The sequence below is a fragment of the Lysobacterales bacterium genome, assembly GCA_014946745.1.
In the GTDB taxonomy this organism is placed as follows: domain Bacteria; phylum Pseudomonadota; class Gammaproteobacteria; order Xanthomonadales; family Xanthomonadaceae; genus Aquimonas.
Window position 1 is genome coordinate 330,715 of record JADCRD010000001.1, and the last position, 16,500, is coordinate 347,214.

Sequence of the window (16,500 nt, forward strand, 5' to 3'; positions counted from 1 at the left end):
GCGGCGCGCCGCCTCAGTCCGCCGAGCGGCGCAGCGCTGCCGGCTCGCGCGCGGCCTGTTCGATCACCGCCTGGGTGGCGTCGTCGAGTTCGGCGCCGGCGCTTTCCAAGCGTTCAAGCTGTCCGGCGATGGTGGCGCGGGCCCGCTGCAGGGCGGCTTCGGCCTGCTTCAGCGCCTGCAGGCTGGCGGTGGCGCCATGGCGCGAGATCCACAGGCGATGCTCCAGCAGATCGCGCAAGGCCTGCTGCACGCGCTGGTCTGCGTCCAGCGAAGCGCGCGCCACCGCACCGATGTCCGCAGGTACGCGTCCGACCACGTCCTGCATGGCGCTCATTCGATCGCGCGTGCGATGCAGAAGCCGCTCCATCTCGTCGGCACCTTCCAACAGGCGGATGAGGGCACGCTGGCGGCTGGCCGCGCGCTGGAAGGGAATCCAGGCAATCAGTCCGATCAGGGCGAAGACTGCGAGAAGGACAAGGATCAGTTCCACGCCGTAGGCATCCAGGGCGGCAGGGCAGGCGGCCGAGTCTGAACCAAGCGCTTCCCTCGCGGCAACGCAACTGGGCTCAGTGCAGCGCGCCATCTCCGTGAACTGTGCGCGCTGCCCGGGTTTGACGCGTTCCCACGCGCCGCCTATCATGCCGCGCTTATGTCCACGAACCTGCCCGAGACGGTCGATGCCGCGCGCATGCTGTCGGGTCGGCGCTGCTTCGAGGGCAGCCTGCCGATATCGCTGCTGCCGCGCTTCGCCGAAGCGCTGGAGCGCGCCGATGGCGAGGTCGCGTATGCGCTTGAGTTCGGGCGTGACGCGGTCGGCGTCGAGTTTCTTGAGATCCGCGTCCGCTGCGCGCCCTGGCTGACCTGCCAGCGCACGCTGGAGCCCTACCAGCATCCGCTGGACGTGCTGCAGCGATTGGGCCTGATCCGCAAGGAAGCTGACGAAGCCGGTCTGCCCGAGGGTTACGAGCCGCTGCTGCTGCCGGAAGATCGGCAGCTGCATCCTCGCGACCTGATCGAGGACGAGTTGATCCTTGCGCTGCCGCTGGTGCCCGCGCGGTCCGACGCCGAGCTTCCCCTTCCGCACGTGGGGGTCGCGGAGCCCGAGCCCGAAGCGAAGCCCAACCCTTTCGCCGCGCTGGCGGCGCTCAAGAAGAACTGACGGAGCCGCGTGCTCCACAGCCCACGCGGGGCTTGGTCTGAGAAGGCCGAACCCCAGACACGCAAACGCAACACCGAAGATTGAAGCCGGAGAACCCCCATGGCAGTGCAGAAGAGCCGCGTCACCCCCTCCAAGCGCGGCATGCGCCGTTCGCATGACGCCCTGACCGCGAAGCAGCTGGCGACCGACCCGACCACGGGTGAGATCCATCTGCGCCATCACATCACCAAGGATGGTTTCTACCGCGGCAAGAAGGTCATCAACGTCAAGTCGGCGGTCGACGCCGAGTAAGGCGTTCGGCGTCCGCATCAGCGGACGCGGCCCTGAGTGTGACCCGAGGCGGCAGGTCGCAAGACCTGCCGCCTTTGTCGTGGCCAGCGTTTGCGGAAGACTTCGCCCGGACGCCGCGGAGGCTCGCCACGCGCACCCGCATCCAGCGCACCGAGCTGGGCGGATTGAGGACCGCAGGCGTGGCTGCGCTGGCCGTGCTGACACATTGGCGTCATCATTCGCAGCCCGCCGATGGCCTCTGTGTCGCCGCCCTGCGCCCGGTGCGCGGAAGCGCGCGCGGCGGCGCCGTCCTCACCCACGCTCACCTCGCCATCCCCAGGAGATCCCGATGCCCTTCGCTCGCATTCTCGGAACGGGCAGCTATCTGCCCGAGCGCATCGTCACCAACGACGAGCTGGCCCAGCGCATCGAGACCTCGGACGAGTGGATACGCGAGCGCACCGGCATCGGCCAACGCCACGTCGCGGCCGACGGCCAGACCACGGTGGACCTTGCCGAGCAGGCGGCGCTGCGTGCGCTGGAAGCGGCCGGTGTGAAGGCCAGCGAGATTGATCTGATCGTCCTCGGCACCACCACGCCGGATCTGGTGTTTCCGTCCTCGGCCTGCCTGCTCCAGCACCGCCTGGGCGCCAACGGCTGCGCCGCCTTCGACGTCAACGCCGCCTGCTCGGGCTTCATGTACGCGCTGGGCACGGCCAACGCCATGATCCGCAGCGGCATGTCGAAGAAGGCGCTCGTGATCGGCGCCGAGACGCTGACCCGCATGCTCGATTGGGACGATCGCACCACCGCCGTGCTGTTCGGAGATGGCGCTGGCGCGGTGGTGCTCGAAGCCAGCGAAGAAGCCGGCATCCTGTCCACGCATCTGCACGCCGACGGCGGCTATGGCCATCTGCTGGCGACCCGGGTCGGCGTGTCCAAGGGCTTCAAGCCCGGCGAACCGAACGCCGGTCTGCGCATCCACATGACCGGCAACGAGGTCTTCAAGGTCGCGGTCAAGACACTCGATGCGGTGGTCGAAGAGACCCTGCAGGCGAACGGCCTCGACAAGAGTGACCTCGACTGGTTGATTCCGCACCAGGCCAATCTGCGGATCATCAGCGCGACCGCCAAGCGCCTCAACATGTCGATGGATCGGGTCATCGTCACCGTCGATCGCCATGGCAACACCTCGGCCGCATCGGTGCCGCTCGCGCTCGATGAGGCCATCCGCTCGGGCAAGGTGCAGCGCGGCGAGCTGCTGCTGCTGGAAGCCTTCGGCGGGGGCTTTACCTGGGGCTCGGCCTTGATCCGCTACTGATCGCCGAGCGGCTTCGGCGGGGTCGAGACCCTACGCCCCGGTACAGACGGCTCGCGACACCCTTCCCGTATGATGCGCGGCTTCCCACGGCCAGCCGAGCCAAACGCACGTGAGTTCCAGCGCCATCGCCTTTGTGTTTCCGGGCCAGGGTTCGCAAGCGCCCGGCATGCTCGTCGATCTCGCCGAGCGCTACCCGTTCGTCATCGAAAGCTTTGCCGAGGCCTCGGCCGGCGCTGGCGTTGACCTGTGGGCCATCGCCGCATCGGCCGATGACGCGCGACTCAATCAGACTGAATACACCCAGCCGGTGCTGCTGGCTGCCAGCGTCGCTCTGTTCCGGCTGTGGCGAGCGCAGGGCGGTTGCCTGCCGGCGCGTCTCGCCGGCCATAGCCTTGGCGAGTACAGCGCCCTGGTCGCCGCGGATGCGCTTGAGCTGTCCGACGCCGCGGCGCTGGTACGCGAGCGCGGCCGCCTGATGCAGGCCTCGGTGCCGGCCGGCACGGGCGCGATGGCGGCCTTCCTCGGTGCTGACGATGCCGTCGTCGAAGAGGTCTGCGCCGCGGTTTCGGCCGAGCGCGTGGTGGTTCCGGCCAATTACAACTCGCCTGGCCAGATCGTGATCGGCGGCCACGCGCAAGCGGTGGACGCAGCGATCGCGGCACTGGCCGAGCGCGGCGTACGCAAGGCGGTGAAGCTCGCGGTGAGCGTGCCCTCGCACACGCCGCTGATGCGCGATGCGGCCGATGCCCTTGCTGCACGCATTGCCGCCACCCCGCTGCGCCTGCCCAGCCTGCCGCTGGTGCATAACGTCGACGCCGGCATCGCTACGGATCTTGAAGCGCTGAAGTCGGCGCTGGTGCGCCAGCTCTATCTGCCGGTGCGTTGGACCGACTGCGTGCAGCAGATGATCGCCGCCGGCGCCAACCGTTTCGTCGAATGCGGCCCGGGCAAGGTGCTCGCTGGCCTGATCAAGCGCATCGATCGCGGCGTCGAATCGAAAACCCTCGGCAGCCTCGTCGACTTCGAGGACGCACTGAGCTTCTGGGGCGAGCGTTAAGCCGCACAGCCCGGCCCCTATCGAATGGAGAACTGCATGAACCCGCTCCTCGCAGGCGAAATCGCGCTTGTCACCGGCGCCAGTCGCGGCATCGGTGCCGCCATCGCCGACACCCTGGCCGCCCAGGGCGCCAAGGTGATCGGCACGGCGACCTCGGAATCGGGCGCAGCCGCCATCGGCGAGCGCCTTGCCCCGCACGGCGGCACGGGCCGCGTGCTCGACGTGGCCGATGGCGCGCAGGTCGAGGCGTTGATCGAGTCGATCGGCAAGGAGTTCGGCGCCATCGGCATCCTGGTGAACAATGCCGGCATCACCCGCGACAACCTGCTGATGCGCATGAAGGACGAGGACTGGCAGGCCATCCTCGACACCAACCTGAGCTCGGTCTTCCGCACCAGCAAGGCCGTGCTGCGCGGCATGATGAAGGCACGCAAGGGCCGCATCATCAGCATCGCCTCGGTCGTCGGTGTCACCGGCAACGCGGGTCAGGCGAACTACGCCGCCGCCAAGGCCGGCATCATCGGCTTTTCGAAATCGCTGGCGAAAGAGATCGGCAGCCGCGGCGTCACCGTCAACGTGGTGGCGCCGGGCTTCATCGACACCGACATGACCCGTGCGCTGCCTGAAGACGCCCGCAGCGCGCTGCTGGGTCAGATCGCGCTGGGACGCTTGGGCGAAGCGCAGGACATCGCCAATGCGGTGGCCTTCCTTGCCGGCCCGCATGCCGGCTACATCTCCGGCGAGACCCTGCATGTGAACGGTGGTATGTATATGCCCTGACGCGCCGAGCGCGTCCGGGCTGGAGCGGCAACACCCTGAATCGAAAGCCCGTCGGGCGCAGACGGGTTGGCTGGAATCGTGCCTTGGTGCGGTCTGGCGGTTCCCACTACAATGCGCCGAGTTTTCCCGGAGAGGAATTGAACCCCATGAGCAGCATCGAAGAACGCGTCAAGAAGATCGTCGTGGAACAGCTGGGCGTCAAGGAAGATGAAGTCACCCCCAACGCCTCCTTCGTGGACGATCTGGGCGCGGACTCGCTCGACACGGTTGAGCTGGTGATGGCGCTTGAGGAAGAGTTCGAGTGCGAGATCCCGGACGAAGACGCCGAGAAGATCACCAGCGTGCAGCAGGCGATCGACTACGTGAAGGCTCACGTCAAGTCGTAATCCCGCTGCGGCGCGAGGCCCGCAGGGCGGGCCTCGCCAGCGTTTGAAGAGGCCGCCCCCGTCGTCCGACGGGGCGGCTTTCTTTTGCGGCACACCCGCATCCGTTTCCCGTCGACGCTAACGCGTCGGCCACTGAACATCAGCCGGGCGCGACGAGCGCCGGCACGGAGCCAGCATGAGCAAGCGTCGCGTCGTCATCACCGGCATGGGCATCGTCTCGCCGGTCGGCAATGATCTCGCCACTGCCTGGGACAACATTTCCCACGGCCGCTCGGGCATCGGCCCGATCACCAGCTTCGACCCTGGCGCGTACGCCACGCGCATCGCCGGCGAAGTGAGGGATTTCGATCCTGCCGCCTACATTCCGGCCAAAGAGGCCAAGCGGATGGACCCGTTCATCCACTACGGCGTCGCTGCCGGGCTGATGGCGCTGAAGGACTCCGGCCTCGAAATCAGCGAAGCCAACGCCGAGCGCATGGGCACCATCATCGGCTCGGGCATCGGCGGCATCCTCGGCATCGAGGACACCACCGCGCGCCTGCTCGAAGGCGGCCCGCGCAAGGTCTCGCCCTTCTACGTGCCGAGCACGATCATCAACATGGTCTCGGGTCATCTGTCGATCCTCACCGGCATCAAGGGCCCGAACTTCTCGGCCGTCTCGGCCTGCGCCACCGCCAACCATTCGGTCGGCATGGCGATGCGCCTGATCCAGTACGGCGATGCCGACGTGATGGTCGCCGGTGGCGCCGAGCGCGGCAGCAGCCCGACCTCGGTCGCCGGCTTCTGCTCGATGAAGGCGATGTCCACCCGCAATGACGACCCGACCCGCGCCTCGCGCCCCTGGGACAAGGACCGCGATGGCTTCGTCATGGGCGACGGCGCCGGCGTGCTGGTGCTGGAGGAGTACGAACACGCCAAGGCGCGCGGCGCGCGCATCTACTGCGAGCTGGCCGGCTTCGGCGCGAGCTCAGACGCCTACCACATGACCGCACCCGCCGAGGACGGCGAGGGCGCGGCGCGCTGCATGATGGCCGCCCTGCGCGATGCCGGCCTCAATGCCGATCAGGTCGGCTACCTGAACGCCCACGGCACATCGACGCCGTTGGGCGACCTCGCTGAAACGCTGGCGATGAAGCGCGCGTTTGGCGACCACGCCTACCGCACCCTGGTCAGTTCGACCAAGTCGATGACCGGCCATCTGCTGGGCGCAGCCGGCGGCGTCGAGGCGATCTTCAGCATCCTCGCGCTGTACCACGGGCTGGTACCGCCGACGATCAATCTCGACGAGCCCGGCGAGGGCTGCGATCTCGACTACGTGCCCAATGTGGCGCGCGAGGCGAGAATCGAGGTCGCGATGTCCAACGGCTTCGGCTTCGGCGGCACCAATGGCACCCTGGTGTTCCGCCGCGTCTGACGCGTCGGCACACGTCGGCTCGGCTTGCCCGCATGCACAGCGTCCTGCCGCCCGCCGCGGTTGATCTGCCCGCTGTCGATCTGCTCGACCTGCATCGGGCCGAGCCGGAGTTTTTCCCCTGCCTGCTGGAGAGCGCAGCCCAGGGCGGTCGCGCTCGCTACGACCTGCTGCTGGCCGCGCCCGAAGGCGGCTTCGCGCTGGGTGACGACGGCGTGCTGCGCGATCTCGAGGGTCGAACGCTGCCCGGTGGCTTTCTCGATCACCTGGACCGCGCCTGCGCTGAAGCCCGCACGCCGGTGCGCAGCGATGGCCTGGCCTTCGGCGGCGGCTGGGCCCTGCTGCTGGGCTATGAGCTCGCGGCCGAGATCGAACCCAGCGTGCCGCGACTCGCCGCCCCCGGCGGCCTGCCGATTGCACTCGCCCTGCGCTGTCGCGCGGCGATCCTGCGCGATCGCGAAACCGGGCAGGCGCGGGCCGTGGTCGAGGACGATCATCCGCAGGCGCAAGCCCTGATCGAGCGACTGCAGCGCGCTTGGGCCAAGGCCGCCGAAGCCCAGCGCGCGACCGCGGACGCGACGCCCGCAGCGCGCGCACTGCCCGCACTGCCCGCGCACCGCATCGACGAAGCCGCAGGCGCGCAGTTCGAAGCCGGCGTGCGCCGCATCCTCGATTACCTCTGCGCCGGCGATGTGTTCCAGGTGAACCTGTCGCGGCCCTGGCGCGTGGCTTTTGCCTCCGCCCCGGCGCCAGCGGATCTGTACGCCCGGCTGCGCGCGGCCAATCCCGCGCCGTTTGCGGGGCTGCTGGCTTGGCAGGACTGGGCGGTGTTGAGCTCCTCGCCCGAGCGCCTGCTGTCGCTGCGATCGGGTGTAGCCGAGACGCGGCCGATCGCGGGTACGCGTCCGCGCCAGCCCGGCGATGCACTGGACGACGCGCGTCGACGCGCCGAGCTGATCGGGCATCCCAAGGAGCGCGCCGAGCACATCATGCTGATCGATCTCGAGCGCAATGACCTGGGCCGCGTCTGCGTGCCGGGCACGGTCGAAGTCGACGAGCTGATGGGCCTCGAAAGCTATGCCCACGTCCACCACATCGTCAGCAATGTGCGCGGCCGGCTGCGGCCCGAGGTCGGGCCGGGGCAGGCGATTGCCGCCGTGTTTCCGGGCGGCACCATCACCGGCTGCCCCAAGGTGCGCTGCATGCAGATCATCGCCGAGCTGGAGGGCGAGGGCCGCGGCCCCTACACCGGTGCGCTGGGCTATCTCGACCGCAGCGGTGATCTCGACCTCAACATCCTGATCCGCAGCCTGTGGCTGCGCGGCGCGCAGGCGGGGTTCCGCGCCGGCGCTGGCATCGTGGTCGATTCCGAGCCCGCGGCCGAGCTGGCCGAGACCCGGGCCAAAGCGCGCGGCGTGCTGCGCGCTTTCGATGAACACGCTCCCCGCGACGTGCTGCCAGCGTCCGAGGGGAAGGCTTCGACAGGCTCGAGGGATGCAAGTGCCGGGTCCGTCGTCCATCCTGTGGTCGAGTCCGCGGACGCCCCGCCTGCGGCACTGTCTACTGCTGGGACCATGGACATCGCCTCCCACCGACCGCAGCCCGAGTCTGCGCCCCTCAATGCCGGACGCCGCGCCTGATGCGCTTCGGCGTGCTGATCGACGGCGCGCCCGCCGATGCGATCTGTGTCGACAGCCGTGCGCTCAACTATGGCGATGGCGTGTTCGAAACCCTGCTGGTGCAGGACGGTCGGCCGGTCTGGTGGGGTGAGCACCTGGCGCGCCTCGGTCGAGGCTGCGAGGCCTTGGGTCTGCGGCTGCCCGATCCCGACCTGCTCGCATTCGAGGCGGGCGAGCTGTGCGCGGGCCAGCAGCGTGCGGTGCTGAAGATCCTGCTGGCGCGCGAGGGGGCCGGCCGCGGCTATGCGCCGGAGCCCGGCGCGCGCAGCCAGCGCATCCTGAGCCTGCATGCGGCGCCGCCGCTGGTCGCGACCGATTACGTCGAGGGCGTCAGGCTGCGCTGGTGCGCAACGCGGCTCGCACTTCAGCCCCGCCTCGCTGGCTTCAAGCATCTCAATCGCCTCGAGAACGTGCTGGCGCGCGCCGAACTGGCCAACACCGGCGCAGCCGAGGGGCTGATGCTCGACACTGCCGGGCGCGTCACCTGTGCGACTGCGGCCAACGTATTCGCCCTGCGCGGCGGCCGCCTGCGCACGCCCTCCCTGCGCGCCGCTGGCATCGCCGGCATCTGTCGCGACTGGGTCATGACCCGCGCCGAGGTCGAGATCGGCGAACTGCTGCCGCAGGACATCGAGCGCGCGGACGGCGTATTCGTCTGCAGCAGCCTGCGCGGTATCCTGCCGGCTGCCCGGCTGGGCGCGCGGACCTATCGCCCCCAGCCCCTGATTGCCGGCCTGCAGGCCCAGCTCTGGAGCGAAGTTCCGGCGCTGGCCCCGCAGGCCTGAAGGAGCTTCCGTTTTGAGCGATTCCACACCGCGGCCGCGGCGCTGGCTGCGTGCATTTCTCGGCCTCTTTCTGGTCGGCCTGCTCGCCGTCGGCGGTGCCGCATTCTGGCTGTGGCAGCGGTACCAGGGCTTCGTCGATGCGCCGGTGGCGGGCCTGACCGCCGAGACCGACGTGATCCTGCAGCGCGGCGACGGCCTGCGTCGTGTGCTGCAGCGCCTTGAGGGCGTCGGCGTCGAGACCGGCCGCGAGGAGTTCTGGCGTCTCCTGGCCCGCGAGATGCAGGTGGGCGGGCGCATCCAGGCCGGCGAGTACCGTCTGCCTGTGAATGCCACCCCGCGCCAGCTGCTGCAGCAGTTTGCGGACGGCCGCGTGCTGCAGCGTGCCTTCACCCTGGTCGAGGGCAGCACCTTCCGCGAGCTGCGCTTGGCGCTCGCCCAAGCCGAGGCGCTGCAGCAGACCCTGCCGGGCCTCGACGAGGCCGAGATCATGCGCCGGCTCGACGCCGAGGGCGTGCCGGCGGAAGGCCGCTTCCTGCCCGAGACCTACTACTACACCCGCGGCATGAGCGATCTCGATGTCCTGCGCCGCGCCAAGCGCGCGATGGACCGCGTGCTCGAACGTGCCTGGGCCAATCGCCAGGCCGATCTGCCGCTGAAGTCGGCCGACGAGGCCCTGATCCTCGCCTCGATCATCGAGAAGGAAACCGGCATCGGCGGTGAGCGCCGCGAAGTCTCGGGCGTATTCATCCGCCGCCTGCGCATCGGCATGCGCCTGCAGACCGATCCGACCGTGATCTACGGCGCCGGCGACAGCTACCGCGGCGTCATCACTCGCGCCCATCTCGATACCGACACGCCCTGGAACACCTACACCCGCGACGGCCTGCCGCCGACCCCGATCGCGATGCCGGGTCGCGCCGCCATCGAGGCCGCGGTCGATCCGGCGCCCGGCGACAGCCTGTACTTCGTGGCCAGCGGCGACGGCGGCCACGTGTTCTCGCGCACCCTGCAGGAGCACAACCGCGCGGTCGCGCGCTGGCGTCAGATCGAGCGCAGCCGGAGGGCAGGGCAGTGAGCCAGTGGATCAGCCACGCGCGTTTCGTCAGCTTCGAAGGCGGCGAGGGCGCCGGCAAGAGCACGGTGATCACCGCTGCCGCCGAGTCCCTGCGCGCGGCGGGCGAGACCGTGCTGCTGCTGCGCGAGCCGGGCGGCACCGCGGTCGGCGAGGCGGTGCGTGCGGTGCTGCTCAACCCCGAGCTGCGTGGCCTGTGCGCCGAGAGCGAGCTGCTGCTGATGATGGCCTCGCGCGCCCAGCTGGTGCGCGAGCGCATCCTGCCTGCGCTGGCGCGCGGCGAGTGGGTGCTGTGCGACCGTTTCACCGACGCGAGTTTCGCCTACCAGGGCGGCGGCCGCGGCATCGACAGCGGGCGCATCGCCGAACTCGAACGCTGGGTCGCGGGCTTGAAGCCGGGGCTGAGCTTTCTGCTCGATCTGCCGGTCGAAACCGGGCTCGCCCGCGCCGGCAGCCGTGCGGCGCCGGATCGCATCGAGTCCGAGTCCATCGCTTTCTTCGAGCGCGTGCGCGCGAGCTATCGGACGCGCGCCGCCGCCGAGCCGCAGCGCTGGTGCGTGCTCGATGCCGGCCAGCCGGCGGAGACGGTCGCTGCCGCCGTGGTTTCGCGCCTGAACGTCCAGCGCGAGGCGGCGCGATGAGTGCGCCCGCCTTCGCGCCCTGGCAGCAGCGCGCCTTCGAGCGGGTGCTGGCCAGCCACGCAGCACAGCGGCTGGGTCACGGCCTGCTGGTCTGCGGGCCGGCGCGGCTGGGCAAGCGCGTGCTGGTCGAAGCCATCGCCGCGCGTTTGCTGTGCACCGGGGCCTCACCGGGCGAGCCGGCCTGCGGTCAGTGCCGCAGCTGCCGGCTGCTGGCGGCCGGCACGCATCCGGACCTGCATCGGATCAGCTTCGCGCTCAACGACAAGGGCGAGCCGCGCAGCGTGATCGTCGTCGAGCAGATGCGCGAGCTGAGCGACAGGATCAGCCTCACCGCCCAGCTGGGCGGCGCCATCGTCAGCCTGATCGATCCCGCGGACGCGCTCAACCACAACGCCGCCAACGCGTTGCTGAAGACCCTCGAAGAGCCGCAGGACGGGCGCTATCTGATCCTCGTCAGCGACGCGCCGTATCGCCTTTCGGCGACGATCCGCAGCCGCTGTCAGCGCATCGAGCTGCGCCCGCCGCCGCAGGACGAAGCCCGCACCTGGCTGCTCGCCCAAGGCCTGCCTGCCGCGCGCGTCGAGCAGGCGCTGTCACTCTGCGATGGCCACCCCGGCGAGGCCCAGGCCTTGCTGAGCGAGGGCGGCCTCGAACTGCGCGAGGCCGTGCAGCGCGACCTCGATGCGCTCGCCGCGCGCCGCGCCGCGCTGAGCGAGACGGTCAAGGCCTGGCTGGACGATCGCCCTCAAGAGCGCCTCGCCCATGCGGCCGCACTGGCGCGCGGGCGCAGTCGCGAGCGTCTGCTCTGCGGCGAAGCCGATGCCGTTCCCGAACTCGCCGACTGGTACGACCGCGCCAACCGCGTGCGCGCCCAGCTCGACACCCCGCTCAAGGCCGACCTGCTGCTGGGCGAACTGCTGGCGGGGTGGCGTGCGGTGGCGTGAGGCCGGCCTGAGGCGCACCGTTCGGGGCCATGCGTCGACGCGCCGAGGACGCTGCAGGGGTGCACGCCCTCTCGGAAGGGTTCATTCCAGGTGACTGATCCGTAAGGGGATTCAGGGAATTTCAGACTTGACGTGCCGGGCTGCGAGGCCCCGCGTCCTGCGTCTGCCCAAGTTTCAGAACATTTCACAGCTTCGCCTGATCGCGCCGGAGAGTTCCCCGCGTAGGCTCCGCCGCCGGGCCCGATCCGAGGCCGTGGGGGACTGCGAGCATGAAGTGTCTGAAGCGCGTTCTGATGGTCCTGGGGTTGGCGCTCTGCGCGCCCGTCATGGCGCAGCTGCCGGCGCCGCTGGCGCAGCCGAGCCTTGATCTGCGCGCCGCGGCGCAGGGTCGCACCGCCGTGCTGTTGCCTGACGGCAGTGCCATCGTCAGCCACGACGGACGATGGCTGGGTGGCGAGGTCGAGCGTCCACTTCTCGCCAAGATCCGGCCAGATGGAACGGTCGACACGGCCTGGCAGGTCGAGCCTAACGGCACCGTGTTCGGGCTCGCTGCCGTCGGCGATGAACTGCTGATGGCCGGCACCTTCAGTGCGGTCAACGGCAGCAGTCGAAGGGGGCTCGCCAAGGTCTCGATCACCACGGGCGCCCTGTCCGCATGGGATCCGAATGCCGGTTCCAACTCCAACTACCGGTTCGACTCCTTCGCCGTCCTCGGGAACTGGGTGTTTGTCGGCGGAACCTTCACCCAACTCGGGACCGTCAATCGGAACCTGGTCGCGAAGGTCGATCTCGTTTCGGGTGCTGTGGATCCCGGATTCTCGGTGACGGCGGTGGTCTCGTCTCCGTCGGACATCATCGTGCGAACGGACGGGGCATCGCTGTTCGTCGCGGGTCTGTTCTCCTCAGTCAGCGGAGTCACGCGAAGCAACGCCGCCAAGCTTTCCCTGGTCGACGGCTCGGTGGATCCCGCATGGGCGCCCACCTTCAACTCGAACATCTTCCGAATGGAGATCGACGAGGGCTTCGTCTACCTGGCGGGCTGCTTCAGCCAGGCCTCCGGGCTTGCCCGGAACGGTGCTGCGCGGGTGTCTGCGTCCGGGTCGGGCGCCGTAGACGCGACATGGAATCCCGCGCCCCAGAGCAGTGCATGTCTCTACGGCCTGAACATCACGCCCAATCATGTCTATCTCGGGGGATCTCTCTCGCAGCTGGGTGCGGTGACTGTCCACAGGGTGGGGCGCGTCGCCAAGACGGGAACCGGCGCCGCCGACCCCAACTGGCGCCCAGCGACGGACGGCCTCTTCACCTTCGGCGTCTGGGCCAAGGCGGATGGCACGGCGCTCCTGTTGGGCGACTTCATCCAGGTGGGCGCGACCTACACTCCCGGCGTGGCTCGACTCGACGCCTCGGGCAACGCACTGGCCAGCAGCCCCTACAGCGAGGATCGCGGCTGGGTTGAGGCCTTGGCGAGCGCGCCCGACGGAGGCACCTACGTGGGCGGTCGATTCCACAGGATCGGCGCGGCGTTCAGGCCCGGCCTGCTGCGCCTGACACCAGCCGGTGCTCTGGACACCGCCTGGTTGCCGCCCCTGGTCGGCCGCCGTTGGGTGAGCGCCCTCGTCAGCGACGCCCACCACGTGTATGTGGGCGGTGAATTCGCCAGCGCCGGTACCCCGACAGTCAACAATCTGGTCCGGCTCACGCACGGTGGGAACTTCGATTCCAACTGGATTCCGGGCGCCTCCGGGCCCGTGTATGCCTTGGCCATCGACGAGGCTGCCAATACCGTGTTTGCAGGCGGCCCGTTCAACGCGGTGGCTGGCCAGGCGCGCAACAACGTCGCCGAGCTGAGCCGCAGTACGGGCCTGCCCACGGCCTTCAACCCCAACCCCAACAATCAGGTGAGGGCGATTGCTCCAATCGGCGATGCCGTGTTCATCGCCGGCAACTTCAGTTCGGTGGCCGGCGTTCCTCGCAGCCGCGTGGCCAAGGTCAACCGTGCCGGCGCGCTTGATGCGAACTTCGTTGCCAACGCCAACTCAACGGTCCGTGCGCTCTTGCCCGGCCCCGATGGAACCCTCTACGTCGGCGGATTCTTCACCTCCATCAGCGGTCTCGGTCGCACGGGCCTTGCCAGGCTTTCGCAGGCAACCGGCGCGCCCGACCCCAGCTGGACAACGTTTCCCAACAGCGCAGTCACCACCTTGGCCGCTGCCTCCGACGGCATCTACGCGGGCGGCAACTTCAGCCTGATGGGAGATCAGCCGAGGCAGCTGCTGGCTCGGATCTCACACGGCAATCAGGTGGCGGCGCTTTTCGCACCTGCCCTCGATGTGGGCCTCAACACGGTGATCGAGCAAGGTGGACGCGTGCTCGCCGGAGGCTTCATGGCCTACTACGCGCCAGCGTCGCAGCGTCAGGTGGGCTTGCTTGCCTTTCCCCTCAACGCCATTCCCGTCGCCACCACCACCACCATCACCAGCGACAGCCCGGAGCGCTCGCAGCCCTTCCAGGCCTATCGGGTGACGGTCAACGTGACGGGTGCGGGCGGAGTGCCCGCCAGCAATCAGCGCGTCGATATCAGCGACGACCGCGGCGAGCTCTGCACGACGTTCCTAGATTCCGCCGGCAACGGGGCTTGCGAGCTGGTCGGCCGCGTGTCAGGCACGCGCCAGCTGACTGCGCGCTTTGCGGGAACGCCCCTGCTGCTCCCCAGCAGCGCCACCGAACCCCACACCGTCGCCGGCGAGAGCAGCACGCCGCCGGTGAACACCGCCGTCGATCTGCGTTCGGCCAGTGCGCCTGCGGCTTCGGTACGTCTCTCCGACGGCAGTCTGGTGATCGGCGGCAGCTTCAACCGCGTGGGCGATCAGATCCGCCGCGGTTTGGCCAAGCTGCGGCCCGATGGAACTCTGGACACCGCCTTCAGCGCGGATGTCATCGGTAGCGTGACCGCGCTCGCGCGTGATTCTGCAGACAACGTCTACGTCATCGGCAGCTTCGGTTACATCAACGGCGCAATGCGGCGGAACATCGCCAAACTCACGCCGACGGGAAGCGTCGTCAGCGCCTGGACCGCCGGCACCCCATCGATCGAAGTCGCCTCTGGCCGCACGACGCTGGCGGTGGAGCCCGACGGAAACCTGCTGGTGCAGACCGCGCAGACGGTGATCTCCGGCAGCCCGAGTATCCGCTTCACCCAGATCGTCCGCCTCTCCGGCAGCACCGGAGCCGTGCTGCCGGGATTTGTGGTCGACTTGAGCACCGACTCCACGAGCAAGCAGCTGTTCGCCAGCCTGCTTGTCGACGGGTCCGACCTTTACGTCTTTGGCAGCTTCGATAGGGTCAATGGCACAACACGGGCACAGATCGCCCGCGTGAGCAGGGCGACAGGCGTGCTTGACCCCGGCTTCGTACTCGATCCGTCCGGGCCGGTCGCGGGCGTCAGCTATCCCGTGCAGCGCGCGATCGCGGATGGCGCGGGTGGCCTTTATGTGGCGGGGAGCTTTACCCGGCTCGCGGGTCAAGCGGTGACGCAGCCGGCACGCGTGAACAGTGCGGGGGCCGTCAGCGCCGCGTTCGCGCCCAGTGTGTTCTCCGGCGTCGATGCGATGCTGCTGCTCGACGGGAGCCTGTATGTGGCCGGCGCCAACTGCCTGCCGAGCACGCCCTGCACGTTTGCGACGGCCCGCATGGACCCGCAGACCGGGCAGGTGGATCCGACGTTCCAAGCAGAGTTTTCCGCGAGTGCTCTGCATCCGCTGGGGCCGAATCTCTGGCTCTCGAACGGTGCCCAGCTGCTGGATGCCAGCGGGGTGCTTGCGATGGGCGCAGTGCAGCTGCGTCGAGCCGACGGTGTGCGCGTACCGGCCGAGTTCATCACGCGTCCGCCCATCATCCGCGCGCTTGCACGGCAGCCGGACGGCGCCACCCTGATTGGCGGCCGGTTTGCCCGCGTGGGCGGCAATCAGGAAAACCTGGTGCGCGTCACGGCCGCGGGCCAGTTCGACACGACCTTCGCTCCCTCGGTCGGTAGTCGTTTCGTGCAGGCGATCGGCGTGTCGGGGACAGGGGAGATCTTTGTCGGTACGACCGGCGCGCTTCTCAAGTTCACATCGACTGGAGCGCGGGACACGGCGTTTGGTACGGGCGGCGAACTGGCATCGAACGGCACGATCTACGCCTTCGCGCCGCAGCCCGACGGACTGCTGGTCGGCGGTATCTTCGGCACCTTCGGCGGCGTGAGCCGACAGGCGCTGGTCAAGCTGGACCCGGCAACGGGCGCTGTCGATCCCGTCTGGAACGCGCAGATCTCCGCCAACGGCGGCGTGCTGGCCATGCAGCGCGATGCTTCCGGCGATCTCTTTCTCGGCGGCACCTTCACCGCTGTTGGCGGTCAGCCGCGCCAGAACCTCGCTCGCATCACGTCAACGGGAGCGCTGGCCACGTCGTGGAACGCCCCGGCCAACAACCTCGTCTGGAGTTTGCTGCTCGACGGCAACGCGCTCTACGTCGGTGGCAATTTCAGCAGCCTGAGCGGCAGCACGCGTCAGCAGATCGGTCGCGTGGACGCCGTCACCGGCGCGGTGCAGCCCTGGAACCCCGGCGGCACCACCTTCGCCGGCGCCGTGCGTGCCATTGCGCGGGGGCAGGATGGGGCCATCTTCTTGGGTGGTGACTTCCTACGGATGGGCGGAGCGTTCCGCAGTCGTGCGGCCAAGCTCGATCCGGTCTCCGGCTTGGCCGACCCGAACTGGAACCCCAGCTTCGATGGCCCGGTGTTCGCCATCCTTGCCGGTTACGGTGACACCCCGCCGCGGGGCGCAAGACTCGCCCACATCGATCAGGCCGTGACCCTTGGCGGCGAGTTCGAGTTCGCCGGGCACGTGCCCATGGCCGGTTTCACTGCCGTCGAGCCCACCGGCATCCCGCCGCGGGAGATCTTCTGCAGCGGGTTCGAGCAGCGGGCTTGCGAGTAGTCCCTCTTCGCAGACT

14 protein-coding genes are annotated in these 16,500 nt (G+C 69.1%); 13 read left to right on the forward strand and 1 reads right to left on the reverse strand.

The features are described from left to right. Positions 1-13: 13 nt before the first annotated feature. Positions 14-490 carry a hypothetical protein gene (locus H4O13_01390; protein MBE5314039.1) on the reverse strand — a complete coding sequence of 159 codons (477 nt, stop codon included), beginning with the start codon at positions 488-490 and terminating at the stop codon, positions 14-16. Between the two features lie 159 nt (positions 491-649). On the opposite strand from H4O13_01390, the gene H4O13_01395 reads away from it, so the two are divergent. The 13 genes from H4O13_01395 to H4O13_01455 all read left to right on the forward strand — a co-directional run bounded on the left by H4O13_01395 (position 650) and on the right by H4O13_01455 (position 16,484). Then, a complete protein-coding gene (locus H4O13_01395) occupies positions 650-1,159 on the forward strand; it encodes a DUF177 domain-containing protein (protein ID MBE5314040.1) in 510 nt (169 codons plus the stop codon). Positions 1,160-1,258: 99 nt separating this feature from the next. Continuing rightward, positions 1,259-1,450 (forward strand): 50S ribosomal protein L32, encoded by a 192-nt coding sequence (rpmF, locus tag H4O13_01400; GenBank protein MBE5314041.1) that lies wholly within the window; start codon positions 1,259-1,261, stop codon positions 1,448-1,450. Positions 1,451-1,778: 328 nt separating this feature from the next. After that, positions 1,779-2,750, forward strand: coding sequence for a ketoacyl-ACP synthase III (locus H4O13_01405; GenBank protein MBE5314042.1), 972 nt, complete (start codon positions 1,779-1,781; stop codon positions 2,748-2,750). 109 nt (positions 2,751-2,859) lie between these two features. Next, complete coding sequence (gene fabD, locus H4O13_01410) at positions 2,860-3,807, forward strand: ACP S-malonyltransferase (protein MBE5314043.1); 948 nt, start codon at positions 2,860-2,862, stop codon at positions 3,805-3,807. Positions 3,808-3,843: 36 nt separating this feature from the next. Next, positions 3,844-4,587: a 3-oxoacyl-ACP reductase FabG gene (gene fabG, locus H4O13_01415; GenBank protein MBE5314044.1), complete on the forward strand. Its 744-nt coding sequence runs from the start codon at positions 3,844-3,846 to the stop codon at positions 4,585-4,587. Between the two features lie 146 nt (positions 4,588-4,733). Beyond that, entirely contained in the window at positions 4,734-4,973 is a 240-nt protein-coding gene (gene acpP / locus H4O13_01420; GenBank protein MBE5314045.1) for an acyl carrier protein, read from the forward strand. Positions 4,974-5,148: 175 nt separating this feature from the next. Next, positions 5,149-6,387, forward strand: coding sequence for a beta-ketoacyl-ACP synthase II (gene fabF, locus H4O13_01425; GenBank protein MBE5314046.1), 1,239 nt, complete (start codon positions 5,149-5,151; stop codon positions 6,385-6,387). 32 nt (positions 6,388-6,419) lie between these two features. Beyond that, positions 6,420-8,024, forward strand: a complete 1,605-nt coding sequence (locus tag H4O13_01430; GenBank protein MBE5314047.1) for an aminodeoxychorismate synthase component I — start codon at positions 6,420-6,422, stop codon at positions 8,022-8,024. After that, entirely contained in the window at positions 8,024-8,848 is an 825-nt protein-coding gene (gene pabC / locus H4O13_01435; protein ID MBE5314048.1) for an aminodeoxychorismate lyase, read from the forward strand. Before H4O13_01430 ends, pabC begins: the two co-directional genes overlap by 1 nt. A gap of 46 nt (positions 8,849-8,894) precedes the next feature. Beyond that, positions 8,895-9,923 (forward strand): endolytic transglycosylase MltG, encoded by a 1,029-nt coding sequence (gene mltG / locus H4O13_01440; protein ID MBE5314049.1) that lies wholly within the window; start codon positions 8,895-8,897, stop codon positions 9,921-9,923. Positions 9,924-9,931: 8 nt separating this feature from the next. Next, positions 9,932-10,561, forward strand: a complete 630-nt coding sequence (locus tag H4O13_01445; GenBank protein MBE5314050.1) for a dTMP kinase — start codon at positions 9,932-9,934, stop codon at positions 10,559-10,561. Further along, entirely contained in the window at positions 10,558-11,505 is a 948-nt protein-coding gene (gene holB, locus H4O13_01450) for a DNA polymerase III subunit delta' (protein ID MBE5314051.1), read from the forward strand. The genes H4O13_01445 and holB overlap by 4 nt, the downstream gene beginning before the upstream one ends. A gap of 269 nt (positions 11,506-11,774) precedes the next feature. After that, positions 11,775-16,484: a delta-60 repeat domain-containing protein gene (locus H4O13_01455; protein MBE5314052.1), complete on the forward strand. Its 4,710-nt coding sequence runs from the start codon at positions 11,775-11,777 to the stop codon at positions 16,482-16,484. Positions 16,485-16,500: the final 16 nt, after the last annotated feature.